Raw genomic sequence first — 17,147 nt, 5'->3', positions numbered from 1 at the left:
GTATATAAACTAAAAATGAATAAAAAATTAGCAAAATTAAAATATCTACCAAATAACTTTGAAATTATTGAAAATGGTGATCATGTCGTTTGTGCTGTATCAGGAAAATTAATTAGTTTAGAAAATCTTAATTATTGGAATGTTGAGCTTCAAGAACCATATTTTTCATATGTAGAAGCTCATAAAAAAAAGAGACACTCTAAATTCTTACTTCCATCTATCATGAGACCATATCCATTCCCCTGGATTTTTTAAAATTGTTTTCTCCAGCCAAATGTTTAGCTCTCTAGTAATTTTTTCAGTAGAGGAGTTTTTTGAAAACTCAATAGGTTTTTCAACTTTAATATTAAAATTTACACCATTATGCCTCTTAATAGAAATTGGTACTACTTTACAATTAAATTTTTTTATAAATTGTGCGGGAATTGTTGTGGTGAATGCTTCTTGATTAAAGAATTTAGATTTTATTCCTTGAGAGACTCTCTGATCAATCATTAAGGCTATAGAGTAGCCTTTTTTATATAATTTTAATAATTCTCTAACTCCACTAGTTCCTTTTTTAATTTGATTTTTGCAAATATATTTTTTTCTAATTCTTTCCATTAATATATTTAAGAAAATATTGTTTAATGGTCGATATATTGCTGATAGATTTACACCAGATTTTTCAATTTCCATCGCCATTAATTCAAAATTACTAAAATGACCAGAAACAAAAATTACTGGCGTTTTTTCAAGCTTTATTTTTTGAAGAATTTCTTTACCTGTAATATTAATATTTGATCTAAATTGATCATTTCTAAAACCTTTAAGAAACATATATTCAGACAATGTCCTTCCATAATTATTCCACATATCTTTTGTAATACTCTTAATTTTTGATGAATTAATTTTAGGAATAGCTCTTTGAATATTAGTTTTAATGAGATTTTTTGATCTGAAAATTGGACCAAATGTTTCAAATAATTTTCCACTGAAGTGAGATGAAATTTTTAATCCTAAAAATTTATAAATAATAAAAAGAGAAGATATAATTAAAAATTCAAAAAAATATTTAATTTTTTTCATTTAATTTAATTAGTTTGTTTGTGAGATTTTTCTCGTCTGATACATCAAGACTTGATTTAACATAAAAAATTTCTTTTCTATTTAAGTTTTCTAGCCTTAAATAATCTTTTTCAGTAGTTATAATATGTGCGTTGAATTTTTTTGCATTGATTATTATTTCATCATAATCTTTTTTTGAATACTGGTAATGATCTGGATATTCTAAATCACTTACAATTTTTAATTTATTATTTTTTAACATCTCTATAAAAGTTTTGTGATTACCAATACCAGAAAAAACCAAGTAATTTTGATCTTTATCAAATTCACCTATGTTTAACGGTATATATTTTCCAGAATTAATATTAATATTTGGGTTAATTCTTTTAATTTGTTCTTTGATGGCAATTAGACTTTCTTCATTTCCATTTAAAAAAACATTTTCATAAGATTTCAGATTATTAATATTTTCTCTTAAAGGTCCCGATGGTAGTGTAAGTCCATTTCCGATCCAATTTAGATTATTAAAACAAACAATTTCTAAGTCATATTTGATAGAACTATCTTGTAGTCCATCATCAAAGATAGCAATTTCAAAACCTTCTGCAATGGCTTCATTAAGTGCAGTAATTCTTTTTAAATTACTAAACAAAACTCCATTTTTACTAAGTAGTTTTTGTTCATCAGTTTGATTGGGATAAAATTTCTTAATAAAACAAGCTTTGATATTATTTTTATCTAAAATTTCTTTTATCTTGATGGCCAGTGATGTTTTGCCTGTTCCTCCAATATAGATGTTTCCAACACAGATTGTTTTAATTTTTGAATTAGAAAATTTAGGTTTTGATTTTATTTTTGTGATTAAGCCTAAAATTATTGAAAAAGGTAATAGTAGATATGAAAAAAAGGATGGTTTTTTATGATCCCAGAATTTAGGTTTTTTTAATTTCATTATTTAATAAACTATTTATCTCATCTTTAGTTTCATTAAGTATTTTTTTTCCTATTTTTGCAATTTTTAAATAGTTTTTTTTGTTATTGGGATTAGTAATTAATTTGTCTATTGATTGAGTTAAGCTTTTTACTCCATTAACTTTATAAGCAATCTTTAGTTTATTGAGTAATTTGTAGGTATCTTTAAAGTTATCTACGTTCGGTCCGTGCAAAACAGTAGAACCTAAATTGGTAGGTTCAAGAGGGTTTTGACCACCATTTCCTGATATTGATTTACCCATAAAAACTATATTAGAAGATTGATAAAATTTCTTTGTCTCACCATATGTGTCCACCAAATAAATGTCTGTATTATTTAATTTTTTTGGTTTTGAACTGTGTAAAACTATATTCAAATCTAAACCTTTAATTTCATAAACTATTTTACTAACACGATGAATATGTCTTGGTATTATTATTGTTAATAAATTTTTATATTTTTTCTTTAGTTTTACGTGAGTATTTGCACAAATGATTTCTTCACCTGGATGTGTGCTTGAAGCACACCAAACTTTTTTAAGATTTATATTTTTTAAAAAAATTTTGTCTAGTTTAGTAAATTTAGATTGTTGATTATTGAAAAACTTAAGATTTCCTATTTTTTTTACTTTTGAGACGTTTAATTTTTTAAGATAATTAAATGTTTCTTCATTTTGAGGGTAGGCAATTGAAATATTTTGAAACACGGAGTTTGAAAATTTTTTTACACGTCTCCATTTATCAAAAGTCTTTTTTGTAATTCTTGCATTAAGAAGTGTTAATGGAATTTTTTTTTTATTAATAATCTTAAAGATACTAGGCCAAATCTCAGACTCAATAAATATTACAATAGTTGGCTTCCAGTAATTCAAAAATTTATAAGAAAAGAATATTGAGTCTATTGGAAAAAATTGATGAACAGTTTTTTTAAAATTAAATTTTTTAAATATTTGAGCAGAACTCAAAGTTGAAGTAGTAATTAAAATTTGGTTTATAGACTTATTTTTTTCAAGCTCTTGAACTAGAGGCAAAATACTTAAAAGTTCACCTACACTTGATCCATGAAACCAAATTAAATTACCATTAATACGTTTTTTTGATGGAAAGCAAAATTTTTCTTTATATCTTTTTTTATCTTCTTTTTTTTTTAAAATTCTAAAAAATATAATTAATGGAGAGAATATTAGAGTAATAGTTATTATTATTTGATATAAAAAAAACATTATTCTTTACGAATTTGCTTCTCATAGAAATTTTTATAAAGTTCTGAATTATTTAATAATTCATCATGTTTACCGTTCGCAACAACATTTCCAGAGTCAATAATGTAAATTTGATCAGAGCTTAAAATTGTTGACAGTCTATGGGCTATTACAATGGTTGTCTTATCTTTAGTTAATATTTTTAAGGCATCTTGAATTTTACTTTCAGTTTCAGAATCTAATGATGAAGTTGCTTCATCTAAGAGAATTATTGGACTTTTCTTGATCATGGCTCTCGCAATTGATAACCTTTGCTTCTCCCCCCCGGACAGCCTAATTCCATTTTCACCTATTATAGTTTCATACTTGTTGGGTAATTGTTCTATAAATTCATTTGCATAAGAAAATTTTGCTGCTGAAATTACCTCTTCATCAGAAACATCATCTTTTGCATATTTGATATTATTTTTTATCGTATCATCAAACAAAGTTGTATCTTGACTTACAAGTGAGATTTTATCTCTTAAAGACTTAATTTTTACTTTGTATATAGATTGATTATCAATCATGATATCTCCAGATTGTGCATCATAAAATCTAGGTATTAAGTTTAAAATTGTTGATTTTCCGGAACCACTGTGTCCAACTAAAGATGTCATTTTACCACCTGCTATATTAATATTAATATTCTTTAAGACATTTTCTTCATTAGAATTATATTTAAAGTTTAATTTATTAAATTTAATGGATGCATCAGTGATATTTAAGTCCTTAGAATCGTCACGATCTATAATTGTATTTTTATGATCAATAATAGGTAGAATTCTATTAGCTGCTGATAATCCTTGATTTAAAACTATATTGATTGTTGATAAAGCTCTAACTGGCTGATAAGCGAGCATCATTGCTGCTAAAAAAGAAAAAAAATTACCTATTTCAATTTCACTCTTAAGAGCCAATTTTCCTGAATAGAATATTAAAATTGCGATCATTATTCCTGTTAAGGTTTCCATGATTGGGGACATTCTAACAAATACTGTATTTATTTTAATATTTTTATCTTTTAATTGATTTAAATGTTTGTCAGTTCTTGTGCTTTCATATTCTTCTCTTTGAAATATTTTTACTAATTTGTGGTTTTTAAATAACTCAATTAAGTGCGTGTTTAAAAAACCAGATTTTTCTTGAGCCTCAGTAACGACTTTCCCCATTCTTTTGCCAAGAGTTTTTGAAGCTAAACCAGCAATAGGAATCATTATTATAGCAATTAATGATAATTTCCAATTCTGATAAAACATCACAAATAATAAACCAAATAGGGTTAAGCTATCCTTAAATAAATTTAAAACAGCAGTACTAAGCAAATTTGTGATATGAGTTACATCATATGTTAGGTTTGAGATGAATTTTCCAGAATGTTTTTGATCAATTAATTGAGTATCTGCTTTAATTAGAGATTTTACCATTTGTGATTGGAGAATTTTTTTAATTTCTTCAGCAACTTTAATCATGATTGCTTTTGCAAAATAAAGAGCAAACCCTTTAATTGTAAAAGCTATAATTATTAATAGAGGAATTACAATTATTAAAGATTGGTCTTTTTCAACAAATATTTTTTTAATAGCGGGATCTAAAAGCCAAGCTATTGCAGAAGTGCTAGCTGCAACAAGAACTCCAAACAAAACTGATATTAATATTTTATTAATATATTTTTTTGAGTAATCTTTATAAAGTCTTTTATAGATCTCTGAATTATTCATTAAAATTTCCCAATTAAAATATTACAAAAAATGAGAAGACCAACTAAATTATTACTTTTAAAAACTTTTAAGCACATAGATGGGATTTTAGGGTTAAAAGATTTAATTTGGTAAAAAAATAAGTGAGCAATTGTTATCAACAAGCTTGCATAAAAAAAGTAATTATAATTCATCATATAGCATACAATTAAAATAGAAAAAATTAGAAAAACATAACATGTAGATACAAAGTTTTTTGGTTTATTTTTGAATTTTATTGAAGTTGATTTTACGCCTATAATTTCGTCATCTTTAATATCCTGAAACCCATAAATTGTGTCGTATCCTAGTGTCCAAAATATGGCTCCAAAGTAAAAGATAATAGCAATGGCATTTATTTCACCCTGTATTGCAGTCCATCCTAAAATTAGACCATAATTAAATGTTATTCCTAAAAATAATTGAGGCCAATAAGTAAATCTTTTCATTAAAGGGTAAGTGAAGGCTAGAGGCATAGACCCAAGAGCAAGTAAGATTGTTAAGTTATTAAAGTTAATTAAAACCAAAAGTGCAAGTAGACATAAAATCATAGTATAAAATATTCCTAATTTTATGGAAACTTGATTGGATGCAATAGGTCTATTTTTTGTTCTTGAAACTTTTTTATCAAATTCTTTGTCAGAAATATCATTTACAATGCATCCTGCAGAACGCATTAGAACTGATCCTAAAAAAAATAATAATAAGTAAAAAAAATAATCATTTAAGTTTTTTGAGAAATCATAAGCAAGAGTTAGTCCCCATGCACAAGGCCAAAATAATAGCATATAGCCAATAGGTCTTTTCAATCTTGTTAGTTCAATAAAGAGATTTAATTGTTTCATAATAATTTACTTGTAAATAACAAAGGCTAGTTTCATAATCAAACTGATTCGTATGAATATAGATTACACAGTTACAGCATTGATGTTTCCGGCCATTCCTTTATTGATGAGTGTATATAGCAACAGATTTCATTCTTTGAGCAAGCTTATTAGGCAGCTTCATGATGAACATGTGTATGAAAATCATATTCCTCCTGAGTGGAAAAAACAGTTTATAAATTTAAGTGGAAGAATTGTTCTTTTAAAATGGACTATTATGTTTGCTGCATTTGGTTTCTTATTTAATATGTTGACTGTGTTTGCCCTTTATTTGAATGAAATTTTTGCTGCAAGATTAATCTTTGGATCTTGCTGTTTATCGATGATGATTTCAATTGTTGTTTTTATGAGAGAAATTCAAGTATCAACAAATGCATTAAAATTGCATATGTCTGATATGGATGTTAATTTAGATTAATTAGGAATAATAACTGCAGGACCGGTTAATAGTCTTGCTTCTAATTCTTCATGAGCTTTTTTAGCATCATCAAGTGAGTATTTTTTTGAAATTTCAACTTTAAATTTTCCAGACAAAATTGCATCAAAAACTTTTTTAGCTGATTCGACTAATTCTTCCCTTGTCATTGTATAATGTGCAATAGAAGGACGAGTAAAAAATAATCCTTTTGCATTAATATGTTTTTTAACATCTATCGTATCAACGTAACCTGATGCGTTACCAAAAGCGACCATCATACCTCTAACCTTTAAGGTTTCAATTGATCCATCAAATGTTTTAATACCAACACCATCATAGACGACATCAACTCCATTTTTACCTGCAATTTTTTCCACCTCTTCAACAAAGTTTGTATCTGTATAATTTATTACATGATGACAACCATTTTTTTTAGCAATAGCTTCTTTTTCTTTAGAGCCAACAGTTCCAATAACTTCAGCTCCTAATGCATTAGCCCATTGACATAAAATTTGACCCACACCACCAGCGGCTGCGTGGTATAATACTTTATCCCCTTTTTTAATTGGATAAGCTCTGTGTAATAAATATTCAGCAGTAATCCCTTTAAGCATAATACAAGATGCTATTTCATCTGAGATACCCTCTGGAACTAAAACTAATTTTTCTTGAGGAAACAATTGTTTTTCTGAATAACTTCCAATTGGCATTGAAGAGTGAGCCACTCTATCTCCAACTTTAAACAGATCAACTTCAGAACCAACTTCTTCTATTATTCCACATGCCTCTAGGCCAATTCCACTTGGTAGAGGAATAGGGTACAAGCCTGTTCGATGATAAACATCAATATAGTTAAGGCCAATTGATAGATTTTTTATAAGAACTTCTTTTGGACCTGGTTTACCGATTTCAATATCTTTAACCTCTAATACTTCAGGACCACCAAATTTTTCTATTTTAATAGTTTTCATTATTTTACAAATTTATCATTATGATAATCTTGAACTGCTTGCAAGATCTCTGCTTTAGTATTCATTACAAATGGACCCCCTCTAGCAATAGGCTCACCAATTGGCTTTCCAGATATCAATAAAAACTTGGCTTTAGTTAAGCTAGAGACTTTTAATTTTTCACCTCTAGTTAGAATAATTAAAGTAGAGTTTTTAGCTTGGTCATGGTTTTGATCTCCTACCTTAATTTCACCTTCAACTAAATATATTAATGAATTGTGAGTTGAGGGAAGATCAAAATTAAATTCTCTTCCTTTTTCAAGCTCTACATCAAAATAAACAGGTTCAACATTGTGACCTTTAACAGGTCCTTCTGCATCTTGAAATTTTCCAGCAATCACTTTGACAGTTTTATCATCATCTTTATGAGTGCTCATTTTATCTGCATCAATATAAATATATTCAGGTTTAGTCATTTTCAATTTAGCAGGCATGTTTACCCATAATTGAAATCCATGAAGCTTACCTTCTTTCATTGCAGGCATTTCTGAATGAATGATACCACTTCCAGTTTTCATCCACTGAACATCTCCAGCAGTCATTATTCCTTCGCCACCTGTACTGTCTTTATGTTCAAAGTCGCCAGCAAGCATATACGTTACTGTTTCAATTCCTCTATGAGGGTGAGGAGGAAAGCCTCCAATATAATCATCTTTATTTTCAGAACCAAATTCATCTAACATTAAAAAGGGATCATGGTAATCAATAAGGTGAGTGCCAATACTTCTCTTTAATTTAACACCAGCACCATCTGATGCCGCAACTGGCTCTATTATTTTTTCTACTTCAATATTATTCATTTCTATCCTCTATTTATTGTTTTGCTTATTATTTATAACTCCACCAAATGACACACCAGATAGCTCGCTCATTTCCTGCTTCCAAGTTGTTAAATCATTTATAGAAAGTTTATTAAGATGATCATGTCCGCATGCTCTTGCTAATATCTTCATTAGATCTACAGATGCATTAAAAAATCTAGTTAATCTTGCAGAAGATTCGTCAATATTTAATTTTTTTCTAAGTTCTGGTCTTTGAGTGGCAATACCAGCGGGGCAATTATTTGTATTACACATTCTAGCACCAACGCATCCTATTGCTTGCATGGCTGAGTTAGAGATTGCAATACCATCTGCTCCAAGAGCAAGTGCTTTTACAAAATCTGCAGAAGTTCTTAATCCACCTGTTACAATTAATGATACATGGTCATAACCTTTTTTATCTAAATAATTTCTAGCTCTTGCTAAGGCTGGAATTGTGGGAACAGAAATATTATCTCTAAATATTAAAGGAGCAGCCCCAGTTCCACCACCACGCCCATCAAGAATAATATAATCAGCACTAGCACTTACGGCAAATTCAATGTCATCTTCTATATGTTGAGCAGATAATTTAAATCCTATTGGAATACCACCAGTTAACTCTCTAACTCTGTTTGAGAATTTTAAAAAATCATCAACTGTTGTCAGGTCTTTGAAAGTAGAAGGGGAGATAGCATCTTCACCTTCTGGAATTTGTCTTACCTCAGATATTTTACCTTTAACTTTGTTCCCTGGTAAATGTCCACCTGTTCCAGTTTTTGCAGCTTGACCACCTTTAAAATGAAAAGCTTGAATATTTTTTAACTTATCTTCTGAATAACCAAATTTAGCAGAAGCAAGTTCATAAAAATACTTTGAATTATTTTTTTGCTCTTCTAAAAGCATTCCACCTTCTCCGGAGCAAATTCCTGTACCAGCTCCCTCAGCACCTTTTGCTAGAGCAATTTTTGCCTCCTCTGATAGCGCACCAAAACTCATGTCAGATACAAAAATTGGAATCTTTAACGTTAGAGGTTTATTTGAGTGTTTACCTATAATTATATCTGTCTCAACTTTATCATTATCTAGAAGAGGTTTTTTTGCTAGTTGGGCTGTAAGTATTTGAATATCTTCCCACTTTGGCAAGTCTTTTGAGGGAACACCCATTGCTCCCATTTCTCCATGATGACCAAGTTTTGTTAAGCCATTTTTTGCAAGCTCATGAATGTATGCAAGATGTGGCTCTTCTTCTGTACTCTTTGTCTCATTAGTGCCTGAAACTTCTTCTGATTTATTAATTTGATCAGAGGTAAAATTTTTATGCGTACCGTCACAATAAGGTTTGGTACTACTATGTTTACACATACAAAGATAAGCATCACCAGTTTCTTCAGCTTTAAAATTTATAGGCTCAAATGAAGTACCAGCATGAGACCAATCACAAAATGGTTGGTTTTTAGATTTTCCACAAGTACAAAACATGTATTCTTCATTTTGTACTAGTTCTACTTTTTTAGGTTTGTTATCTGCTATAGTTGGCTTGTCCATTAATACCCTTACTCTAATAAATTAAATCTTAAAATAATATGTAATTTTTATAAGTGTCTTAATTTAAAGCATCAAGACACTTATATATTTAGTTAATTAACGATTATTTAATTTTTTATCTAGGCTAAAATCTTTTGTTTCATTAACAACTAAGAATAAAAAACCTCCTGCAAGAGCAATATTTTTCATAAAAGATATAAACTGCATTTGATCAGAAAGATTATTATGAAAAATAACCGCTGTGGCGATACAAAATATACTTAATAAAGCTGCTGAAACTTTTACTTTATATCCAATCATAATTAATATCGGTGCACCTATCTCAAGTATGATAGCTGGTATTAAAAAAATGCCTGGCACACCTAAAGACTCCATCCAACCAACCGTTCCTTCATAGTTTCCAATTTTATTAATTCCACTTAACAAAAAAATTAGAGAGATAAGTATTCTACCAGTCAGATCTAAGATATTGTTCATATTTTTAGTTCTTTTACTTGCTTTAATCATTACTTACTGTGTGAACCATCGCAAAGAGGCTGGTTGTTAGTTTGTTTACAAGCACAAAAAAATACTTTTTTTGTTTCTTCTGCTTTGTAAGCTAGAGGAGTGAATTCTGAACCTTGATGAGATCCATCGCAAAATGGTTGCTTTGAACTCTTTCCACATGAACACCAGTAGTAAGATTTATCTTTCTCTACATCTACTGCAATTGGTCCGTTACCTGCGTTTTGTCCTTTAGTCATATTGATCCTTTCAATTTATTTGACTTCTATTTAGTGCTTTGGTATTAATAAAGCAATAACGCAAAGTAAACATACTAGTATACAAAAACATACCATGAAAAATTTAATAGATTGTCCAGCTGAAAGAGCCGTTTACTTTCTTGGAGGTAAATGGAAAATTAGAATTTTGTTTAGTTTACTGCAAAGTAAAAAAATTAGATTTGGTGAGCTCAAAAAAGGATTAAAAACCATTACACAACAAATGTTATCCAAGCAGCTTAAGGAACTAGAAGGAGATGGAATAATTAATAGAAAAGTAATTCGAATAATGCCCCCAAAAGTTGAGTATTCACTTACAGAATTTGGGCTTTCGGTTATGCCTATCTTAAGATCCTTTTCAGAGTGGAATAAAAGAAATACTCGAACTATTTCAGTAAAACTAAATAAGAATTTTGAAGAAAATAGAATTAGATAATATCAAGCAATTGTTTTAAGTTTTTAACCTCATCTTTAGGTTTATAATCAAGATTATCAAAAATATTATTATTTCTGTTTACCCAAATAGAACTGTAACCATAATTTCCACCACCAGAAACATCCCAAGTATTAGCACTTAAAAATGCGACTTCTTCTTTTTGTATTTTGTATTTTTTAATTGGCATGTCATAAACTTTTGAGTCTGGTTTATAAATTTCAACTTCTTCAATTGAAAAAATATCATCAAATATATTATCTAAATTATTACTCTTAACTAATTCGTTAAGAAGAGAGGGTGTTCCATTTGAAAGAATACCTAATTTATAATTTTTTTCTTTTAATCTTTTTAAAATTTCAGGTACTTCAGGAAAAGGTGAGAGCACCTTATAAAGATTTAATAATTCATTTTTCATTGATAAATCTATTTCGTAAGCCTTCATAGATTTATCCAAACTATCTTCTGTCACCTGCCAAAAGTCTTTATGTCTATTCATTAGACTTCTAAGCCAAGTGTATTCTAATTGAGTAGTTCGCCAATAATTAGCAAAGCCTTCCCATTTATCACCAATTTTATCTTTACATTTTTCTGCTGCTGAATTGACATCAAATAAAGTGCCATATGCATCAAAAATTATTGCTTTAATATTTTTCATAAATTAACTTAACATTAATGAGTAATATTAGATTATTTTTTAAAGAAAGTTTATCACTTAATTTAACTGCTAAGCTTGATAAATCTCAATCTCACTATGTGAATAAAGTAATGAGAATCAAAGTGGGTGAGGTTTTTTCTTTATTTAATAACAGTGGAGAGTGGGAAGCAAAAATTTTAACTATTTCAAAAAGTATAGTTGAATTTAATATTACAAAACAATTAAGACAAAAAGAAAATGTAAAAGATTTGTGGTTAGCTTTTTCACCCATTAAATCAAATTATTTTAATTTTATGATTCAAAAAGCAACAGAGCTTGGTGTTACAAAATTTTTACCAATAATATTTGATAGAACAATTGTTAGAAAAATAAATAAAGAAAGATTAGAAAAAGTAATCATAGAAGCTGCCGAGCAATCTAATCGTATTAATGTTCCGCTTATTGAAGATCCCCAATCATTAAAAAGTTTTTTAAATCATGAAAAGATGGACTTAATATTCACAGATTTAAATTCTGAAAATAAAAAATTAGATTTTAATAAATTAGCTCATAATCCAACTTGTGTAATTATTGGTCCAGAGGGAGATTTTTCTGAAGAAGAAAGGGGGGAGATTCTTGCCTTTAAAGGGGTTCAGCCAATTAAAATAAACGAAAATATACTTAGATCAGAAACTGCTGTAATTTCAGCCTTATCAATTGTTAATTACCTAATTAATTGATATTTTGTCGCGAAAACTAAAGTGTAATTTTTTAAAAGACACTTTATATAGTGTGTAACAAATGAAAAAATTTTTAATAACAATTATAACTACAATGTTAATAACTAGCGCCTGGGCGGATCAGCCTAAAAACTGGCAGCTAGGCTTTCAAGATTCTGCCTCTCAAAGTATGACTGAGATTGTTAGTTTTCATAACAACATTCTCCTTCCTGTAATTATTGCTATTAGTGTTTTTGTTTTATTTCTTATGATTTATGTTTGTATAAGATTTAGAGCGTCAAAAAATCCTAACCCATCAAAAACTACTCACAATGTTGCTGTAGAGGTTTTGTGGACACTGATTCCATGTTTGATTTTAATAGTGATGGCCGTTCCATCTTTTAAAATTTTGTATAAACAAGATACTATTCCAAAAGCTGACCTAACAATTAAAGCTGTTGGTTACCAGTGGTACTGGGGCTACGAGTATCCTGATGAAAATATTATTTTTGAATCGTATATGATTAAAGAAGCTGAATTAAAAGAAAACCAACCTAGATTATTAACTGTTGATAATGAAGTTATTGTTCCAGTTAATAAAGTGGTTAAAGTTTTAATTACAGCCAACGATGTTTTGCATGCTTGGGCATTACCATCATTTGGAGTTAAGAGAGACGCAGTTCCTGGAAGAATAAACGAAACTTGGTTTAAAGCTGAAAAAGTTGGAACGTACTATGGTCAATGTTCTGAACTTTGTGGAATTGAGCATGCTTTTATGCCTATCACAGTAAAAGTTGTGACAGATGAAGAATATGCAATATGGTTAGCAGAGGCTAAAATGAAATTTGCAAAAGAGCCAATTGCAGTAAATGAATATAAAAAACTAGCGAGTAAATAAAAATGTACACAAAAACAGCATCACACGACGATCATCACACACCAACAGGTTGGAAACGTTGGGCTTACTCAACTAACCACAAAGACATTGGTACAATGTATTTAATTTTTGCAATTGTTGCAGGAATTATTGGTACAGCTTTTTCAGTATTAATGAGAATTGAATTGATGCATCCTGGTGATGGAATTTTAGGTGGCAACTATCACTTATATAATGTGTTGGTTACAGGCCATGGATTAATAATGATTTTCTTTATGGTAATGCCTGCAATGATTGGTGGATTTGGTAATTGGTTTGTCCCAATTATGATCGGTGCACCTGATATGGCTTTTCCAAGAATGAATAATATTTCATTTTGGTTATTACCAGCTTCATTTATTTTACTATTACTTTCAATATTTGTAGATGGCCCTCCAGGTCAGCAAGGTGTTGGTGGAGGATGGACTTTATATCCACCTTTATCGTCAAAAGCTGGACAACCAGGACCTGCTATGGATTTTGCTATTTTAAGCTTACACTTAGCTGGAGCTTCTTCAATTTTAGGAGCAGTTAACTTTATTACAACAATTTTAAATATGAGAACGCCAGGCATGACTTTGCATAAAATGCCTTTATTTGCTTGGTCTGTTTTAGTTACAGCATTTTTATTATTACTATCATTACCTGTTTTAGCTGGTGCTATCACAATGCTTTTAACAGATAGAAATTTTGGAACAGCATTTTTTGATGCTCAAACTGGAGGAGATCCAGTTTTATACCAACACTTATTTTGGTTCTTTGGTCACCCTGAAGTTTATATTTTAATTTTACCTGGCTTTGGAATGATCAGTCATATCGTTTCAACATTTTCTAAGAAACCTGTATTTGGATATTTAGGAATGGCTTATGCGATGGTTTCAATTGGGGTTGTTGGGTTTGTTGTTTGGGCTCACCACATGTATACGGTAGGTTTAAGTACAGATACTAAAGCATATTTTTTAGCTGCAACAATGATTATTGCGGTCCCAACAGGGATTAAAATATTTTCATGGATTGCAACAATGTGGGGTGGATCAATTTCATTTAAAACTCCCATGATGTGGGCATTAGGTTTTATATTTTTATTTACAGTAGGTGGTGTAACAGGTGTTGTTCTTGCAAATGCAGGTGTTGATACTGCAATGCATGATACTTATTATGTAGTTGCTCACTTTCATTATGTATTATCTTTAGGCGCAGTATTTGCAATCTTTGCAGGATTTTATTATTGGTTTGGTAAAATGTCTGGGTATGAGTATTCAGAATGGATGGGACAATTACATTTTTGGTTAACATTCATTGGAGTGAACTTAGTATTTTTCCCTCAACATTTTTTAGGTTTAGCTGGAATGCCAAGAAGATATGCTGATTACCCTGATGCATTTGCTGGATGGAATTATGTTTCGTCAATCGGCTCATACATAGCGGTTGCTGGCTTACTAGTATTTTTTGCTAACTTAATTTATTCTTTTTCTAAGAAAAAAGCTGCAGCTCAGAACCCTTGGGGAGAAGGAGCTACAACTCTAGAATGGACTGTACCATCGCCACCAAATTTTCATACTTTTGAGGAATTGCCAAAATTTGAAGATCCAGATGGTGTTGAAAAAGCATCTAGTTAATAAAGTTACAGCTTTTTCTATATTAAATATTGATGATTAACTCTAAATTAAAAAATAGAAATTTAAACCAAGTGAATGTGTTTAATTTTTCTGAATTATTCAAGCTAATGAAACCAAGGGTAATGTCTTTGGTAATCTTCACGTGTGCTGTGGGTTTGTTAATGGCGCCTTCTACAGTTTCTACAAAAGATGCAATGATTGCAATTCTTTTAGTATCAATTGGTGCAGGAGCCGCTGGTGCTCTAAATATGTGGTACGAATCTGATCTTGATGCATTAATGACAAGAACTTGCTTGAGACCAATTCCAATGGGAAAGGTTAATAAAAACCAAGCCTTAATTTTTGGAACATCACTTTCATTTTTTTCAGTAATCGCATTAGATTATTTTGCTAATACAATTTCAGCAGTATTACTGCTGTTTACAATTTTATTTTATGTTTTTGTTTATACAATCTGGTTAAAGAGAAAAACTCCACAAAACATTGTCATTGGAGGTGCTGCAGGAGCATTACCGCCAGTAATTGGATGGACTATAGCAACTAACTCATTATCTCTTGAGCCAATAACCTTTTTTCTGATTATATTTTTTTGGACACCATCGCATTTTTGGGCGTTAAGTCTTTATAAATCAGATGATTATAAAAAGGCAAAAATTCCAATGCTTCCATTAACTAATGGGATAGAGAGCACTAAAATAAATATTTTAGTTTATTCATTATTAATGTTGCCAATGGTTATTTTACCCTACGCAATAGATTTTGTTGGATTAGTATTTCTAGTACCAGCCCTAATGCTTACATTGTATTATAACATTTTATGTTTTGAGCTTTATAAGTTTAAAAAAAATAAATTTAACCCCAAGAAAGCAAAAACAATATTTGGATATTCAATTTTATATTTGTTTTTGATATTCGTTATTTTTTTGATAGATAAGATATTATGATGATACCAGACAAAAAAACTAAGCGAAAAAATATTTTAACAGCAGTAGCAATAATAGGATTTATGATATTTCTGTTTTTTTTTACACTTTATAATACGGGTGTTTTTGATAGATCAATATAGTGAAAAATAAAACCTTAACTCCAATTCTTTTAGCTGGAATATTTTTTTTAATGTTAGGACTCTCATTTGCTGCAGTACCCTTGTATGATTTATTTTGTAGAGTAACTGGGTTTGGTGGAACAACACAAATATCAAGAGAAGCGCCAGATATAATTTTAAACCAAAAAGTTAGCGTTCGTTTTGATACAAATGTAAATAAACTTCCTTGGAATTTTAAAGCAAAAACAAATGTTATGGATGTTAAAATTGGTCAAGTGAACCGAATCGAATTTGAAGTTGAAAACTATGGCAATGAAACGACTTATGGAGTTGCATCTTTCAATGTTTCTCCATCATCATTTGGTAAATATTATAGCAAATTGGGATGTTTTTGTTTTGAAAAACAGGCCTTAAAAGCAGGCGAAAAGGCCACTTATATTATGACTTTTTATTTGGATCCAGAAATGGTAAATGATCCCAATACTAAAAATATTAAAGATGTAACTATGTCCTATACTTTTTTTTCATCAGATTACTATAACCAATCAAAATTATAAAAATGTCCGCAGAAAAAAAACATGACTATCATTTAGTAGACCCAAGTCCATGGCCTATCTACGTTTCATTTTCATGCTTAATTTTAGCAATAGGTTCAGTTTATTATCTACATAGCGAAGTTTCTTGGGGAATGTATTTGGGATTAGCACTACTATTATATGGAACATACATGTGGTTTAGAGATGTTGTTATCGAAGCAGAGCACCAAGGTCATCACACACCAGTAGTACAAATTCACCACAGATATGGAATGACATTGTTCATTGCTTCAGAAGTTATGTTCTTTGTTGCATGGTTTTGGGCTTATTTTGATGCAAGTTTATTTCCATCTTTAGCAATAGGAGGAATATGGCCACCTAAAGATATTGTAACTTTTGATCCATGGGATATCCCACTAATCAATACATTAATTTTATTATTATCAGGAACGACAGTAACATGGTCACACCACGCATTGCTAGAAGGTGATAGAAAAAGCTTTATTCAAGGACTAGTTCTAACAGTGATACTTGGTTTTTCTTTTTCACTACTGCAAGTTTATGAATATCAGCATGCAACTTTTGATTTCGCAGGAAATATATATGGCTCAGTATTTTATATGGCAACAGGATTTCATGGTTTCCATGTTATCATTGGTACTATATTTTTAGCGGTATGTTTAATGAGAGCAAGAAAAGACCACTTTACTGAAGAGCATCACTTTGGATTTGAAGCAGCTGCTTGGTACTGGCACTTTGTAGATGTTGTGTGGTTATTCTTATTTGCTGCCATTTATATTTGGGGAAGTTAATTTTTAGCTC

At 29.9% G+C, this 17,147-nt stretch carries 20 protein-coding genes; 9 read left to right on the top strand and 11 right to left on the bottom strand.

What is annotated here, in order from left to right:
* Nucleotides 1–15 precede the first annotated feature (15 nt).
* Nucleotides 16–255 (top strand): DUF2093 domain-containing protein, encoded by a 240-nt coding sequence (locus tag AC5SML_RS05845; protein WP_494617040.1) that lies wholly within the window; start codon nucleotides 16–18, stop codon nucleotides 253–255.
* On the opposite strand, the gene AC5SML_RS05840 is transcribed toward AC5SML_RS05845, so the two are convergent.
* The 5 genes from AC5SML_RS05840 to ubiA are packed head-to-tail and all read right to left on the bottom strand — an operon-like array spanning nucleotide 208 to nucleotide 5,844.
* Nucleotides 208–1,068 carry a lysophospholipid acyltransferase family protein gene (locus AC5SML_RS05840; protein ID WP_271741515.1) on the bottom strand — a complete coding sequence of 287 codons (861 nt, stop codon included), beginning with the start codon at nucleotides 1,066–1,068 and terminating at the stop codon, nucleotides 208–210. The genes AC5SML_RS05845 and AC5SML_RS05840 overlap by 48 nt on opposite strands.
* Nucleotides 1,055–1,999 carry a tetraacyldisaccharide 4'-kinase gene (gene lpxK, locus AC5SML_RS05835; RefSeq protein WP_494617038.1) on the bottom strand — a complete coding sequence of 315 codons (945 nt, stop codon included), beginning with the start codon at nucleotides 1,997–1,999 and terminating at the stop codon, nucleotides 1,055–1,057. The genes AC5SML_RS05840 and lpxK overlap by 14 nt, the downstream gene beginning before the upstream one ends.
* Entirely contained in the window at nucleotides 1,980–3,242 is a 1,263-nt protein-coding gene (locus AC5SML_RS05830) for a 3-deoxy-D-manno-octulosonic acid transferase (protein WP_494617037.1), read from the bottom strand. Before AC5SML_RS05830 ends, lpxK begins: the two co-directional genes overlap by 20 nt.
* Nucleotides 3,242–4,981: an ABC transporter ATP-binding protein gene (locus tag AC5SML_RS05825; RefSeq protein WP_494617035.1), complete on the bottom strand. Its 1,740-nt coding sequence runs from the start codon at nucleotides 4,979–4,981 to the stop codon at nucleotides 3,242–3,244. Before AC5SML_RS05825 ends, AC5SML_RS05830 begins: the two co-directional genes overlap by 1 nt.
* On the bottom strand, nucleotides 4,981–5,844 hold the full coding sequence (ubiA, locus tag AC5SML_RS05820) for a 4-hydroxybenzoate octaprenyltransferase (RefSeq protein ID WP_494617033.1): 864 nt from the start codon (nucleotides 5,842–5,844) through the stop codon (nucleotides 4,981–4,983). The genes AC5SML_RS05825 and ubiA overlap by 1 nt, the downstream gene beginning before the upstream one ends.
* Before the next feature lie 52 nt (nucleotides 5,845–5,896).
* Here ubiA and AC5SML_RS05815 point away from each other — a divergent pair, with 52 nt between their 5' ends.
* Nucleotides 5,897–6,301 carry a DUF2721 domain-containing protein gene (locus AC5SML_RS05815; RefSeq protein ID WP_011281502.1) on the top strand — a complete coding sequence of 135 codons (405 nt, stop codon included), beginning with the start codon at nucleotides 5,897–5,899 and terminating at the stop codon, nucleotides 6,299–6,301.
* Here the strand turns inward: AC5SML_RS05815 and AC5SML_RS05810 are convergent.
* The 5 genes from AC5SML_RS05810 to AC5SML_RS05790 all read right to left on the bottom strand — a co-directional run bounded on the left by AC5SML_RS05810 (nucleotide 6,298) and on the right by AC5SML_RS05790 (nucleotide 10,402).
* On the bottom strand, nucleotides 6,298–7,272 hold the full coding sequence (locus AC5SML_RS05810) for a quinone oxidoreductase family protein (RefSeq protein ID WP_271579936.1): 975 nt from the start codon (nucleotides 7,270–7,272) through the stop codon (nucleotides 6,298–6,300). The genes AC5SML_RS05815 and AC5SML_RS05810 overlap by 4 nt on opposite strands.
* Nucleotides 7,272–8,111 carry a pirin family protein gene (locus AC5SML_RS05805; RefSeq protein WP_494617032.1) on the bottom strand — a complete coding sequence of 280 codons (840 nt, stop codon included), beginning with the start codon at nucleotides 8,109–8,111 and terminating at the stop codon, nucleotides 7,272–7,274. Before AC5SML_RS05805 ends, AC5SML_RS05810 begins: the two co-directional genes overlap by 1 nt.
* 9 nt (nucleotides 8,112–8,120) lie before the next feature.
* Nucleotides 8,121–9,659 carry a glutamate synthase-related protein gene (locus AC5SML_RS05800; RefSeq protein ID WP_494617031.1) on the bottom strand — a complete coding sequence of 513 codons (1,539 nt, stop codon included), beginning with the start codon at nucleotides 9,657–9,659 and terminating at the stop codon, nucleotides 8,121–8,123.
* A 96-nt stretch (nucleotides 9,660–9,755) separates the two neighbouring features.
* Nucleotides 9,756–10,166: a DoxX family protein gene (locus tag AC5SML_RS05795; protein WP_018413556.1), complete on the bottom strand. Its 411-nt coding sequence runs from the start codon at nucleotides 10,164–10,166 to the stop codon at nucleotides 9,756–9,758.
* Nucleotides 10,166–10,402, bottom strand: a complete 237-nt coding sequence (locus AC5SML_RS05790; protein ID WP_006997769.1) for a CDGSH iron-sulfur domain-containing protein — start codon at nucleotides 10,400–10,402, stop codon at nucleotides 10,166–10,168. The genes AC5SML_RS05795 and AC5SML_RS05790 overlap by 1 nt, the downstream gene beginning before the upstream one ends.
* A gap of 94 nt (nucleotides 10,403–10,496) precedes the next feature.
* Between AC5SML_RS05790 and AC5SML_RS05785 the strand changes: the two genes are divergently transcribed.
* Entirely contained in the window at nucleotides 10,497–10,856 is a 360-nt protein-coding gene (locus AC5SML_RS05785; protein ID WP_006997770.1) for a winged helix-turn-helix transcriptional regulator, read from the top strand.
* Here AC5SML_RS05785 and AC5SML_RS05780 read toward each other — a convergent pair.
* The gene (locus tag AC5SML_RS05780; RefSeq protein ID WP_494617029.1) at nucleotides 10,849–11,511 is read right to left on the bottom strand and encodes a haloacid dehalogenase type II; all 663 of its coding nucleotides are present in this window, start codon (nucleotides 11,509–11,511) and stop codon (nucleotides 10,849–10,851) included. The two genes, AC5SML_RS05785 and AC5SML_RS05780, sit on opposite strands and share 8 nt — an antisense overlap.
* A gap of 17 nt (nucleotides 11,512–11,528) precedes the next feature.
* Here AC5SML_RS05780 and AC5SML_RS05775 point away from each other — a divergent pair, with 17 nt between their 5' ends.
* The 6 genes from AC5SML_RS05775 (at nucleotide 11,529) to AC5SML_RS05750 (ending at nucleotide 17,137) form a co-directional block, all read left to right on the top strand.
* Nucleotides 11,529–12,230 (top strand): RsmE family RNA methyltransferase, encoded by a 702-nt coding sequence (locus tag AC5SML_RS05775; RefSeq protein ID WP_011281498.1) that lies wholly within the window; start codon nucleotides 11,529–11,531, stop codon nucleotides 12,228–12,230.
* A 61-nt stretch (nucleotides 12,231–12,291) separates the two neighbouring features.
* Nucleotides 12,292–13,107 carry a cytochrome c oxidase subunit II gene (gene coxB, locus AC5SML_RS05770; protein ID WP_271623272.1) on the top strand — a complete coding sequence of 272 codons (816 nt, stop codon included), beginning with the start codon at nucleotides 12,292–12,294 and terminating at the stop codon, nucleotides 13,105–13,107.
* Between the two features lie 2 nt (nucleotides 13,108–13,109).
* A complete protein-coding gene (gene ctaD, locus AC5SML_RS05765; protein WP_494577832.1) occupies nucleotides 13,110–14,744 on the top strand; it encodes a cytochrome c oxidase subunit I in 1,635 nt (544 codons plus the stop codon).
* Nucleotides 14,745–14,776: 32 nt separating this feature from the next.
* Nucleotides 14,777–15,688 carry a heme o synthase gene (gene cyoE / locus AC5SML_RS05760; RefSeq protein ID WP_006997775.1) on the top strand — a complete coding sequence of 304 codons (912 nt, stop codon included), beginning with the start codon at nucleotides 14,777–14,779 and terminating at the stop codon, nucleotides 15,686–15,688.
* Between the two features lie 121 nt (nucleotides 15,689–15,809).
* Nucleotides 15,810–16,346: a cytochrome c oxidase assembly protein gene (locus tag AC5SML_RS05755; RefSeq protein ID WP_011281494.1), complete on the top strand. Its 537-nt coding sequence runs from the start codon at nucleotides 15,810–15,812 to the stop codon at nucleotides 16,344–16,346.
* Nucleotides 16,347–16,348: 2 nt separating this feature from the next.
* Entirely contained in the window at nucleotides 16,349–17,137 is a 789-nt protein-coding gene (locus tag AC5SML_RS05750) for a cytochrome c oxidase subunit 3 (RefSeq protein WP_494617027.1), read from the top strand.
* Nucleotides 17,138–17,147: the final 10 nt, after the last annotated feature.

It is taken from the genome of Candidatus Pelagibacter sp. PS_17 (genome assembly GCF_059417945.1).
Note: the sequence above shows the minus strand (reverse complement) of the source record. Positions and strands in the feature narration are given on the sequence as shown.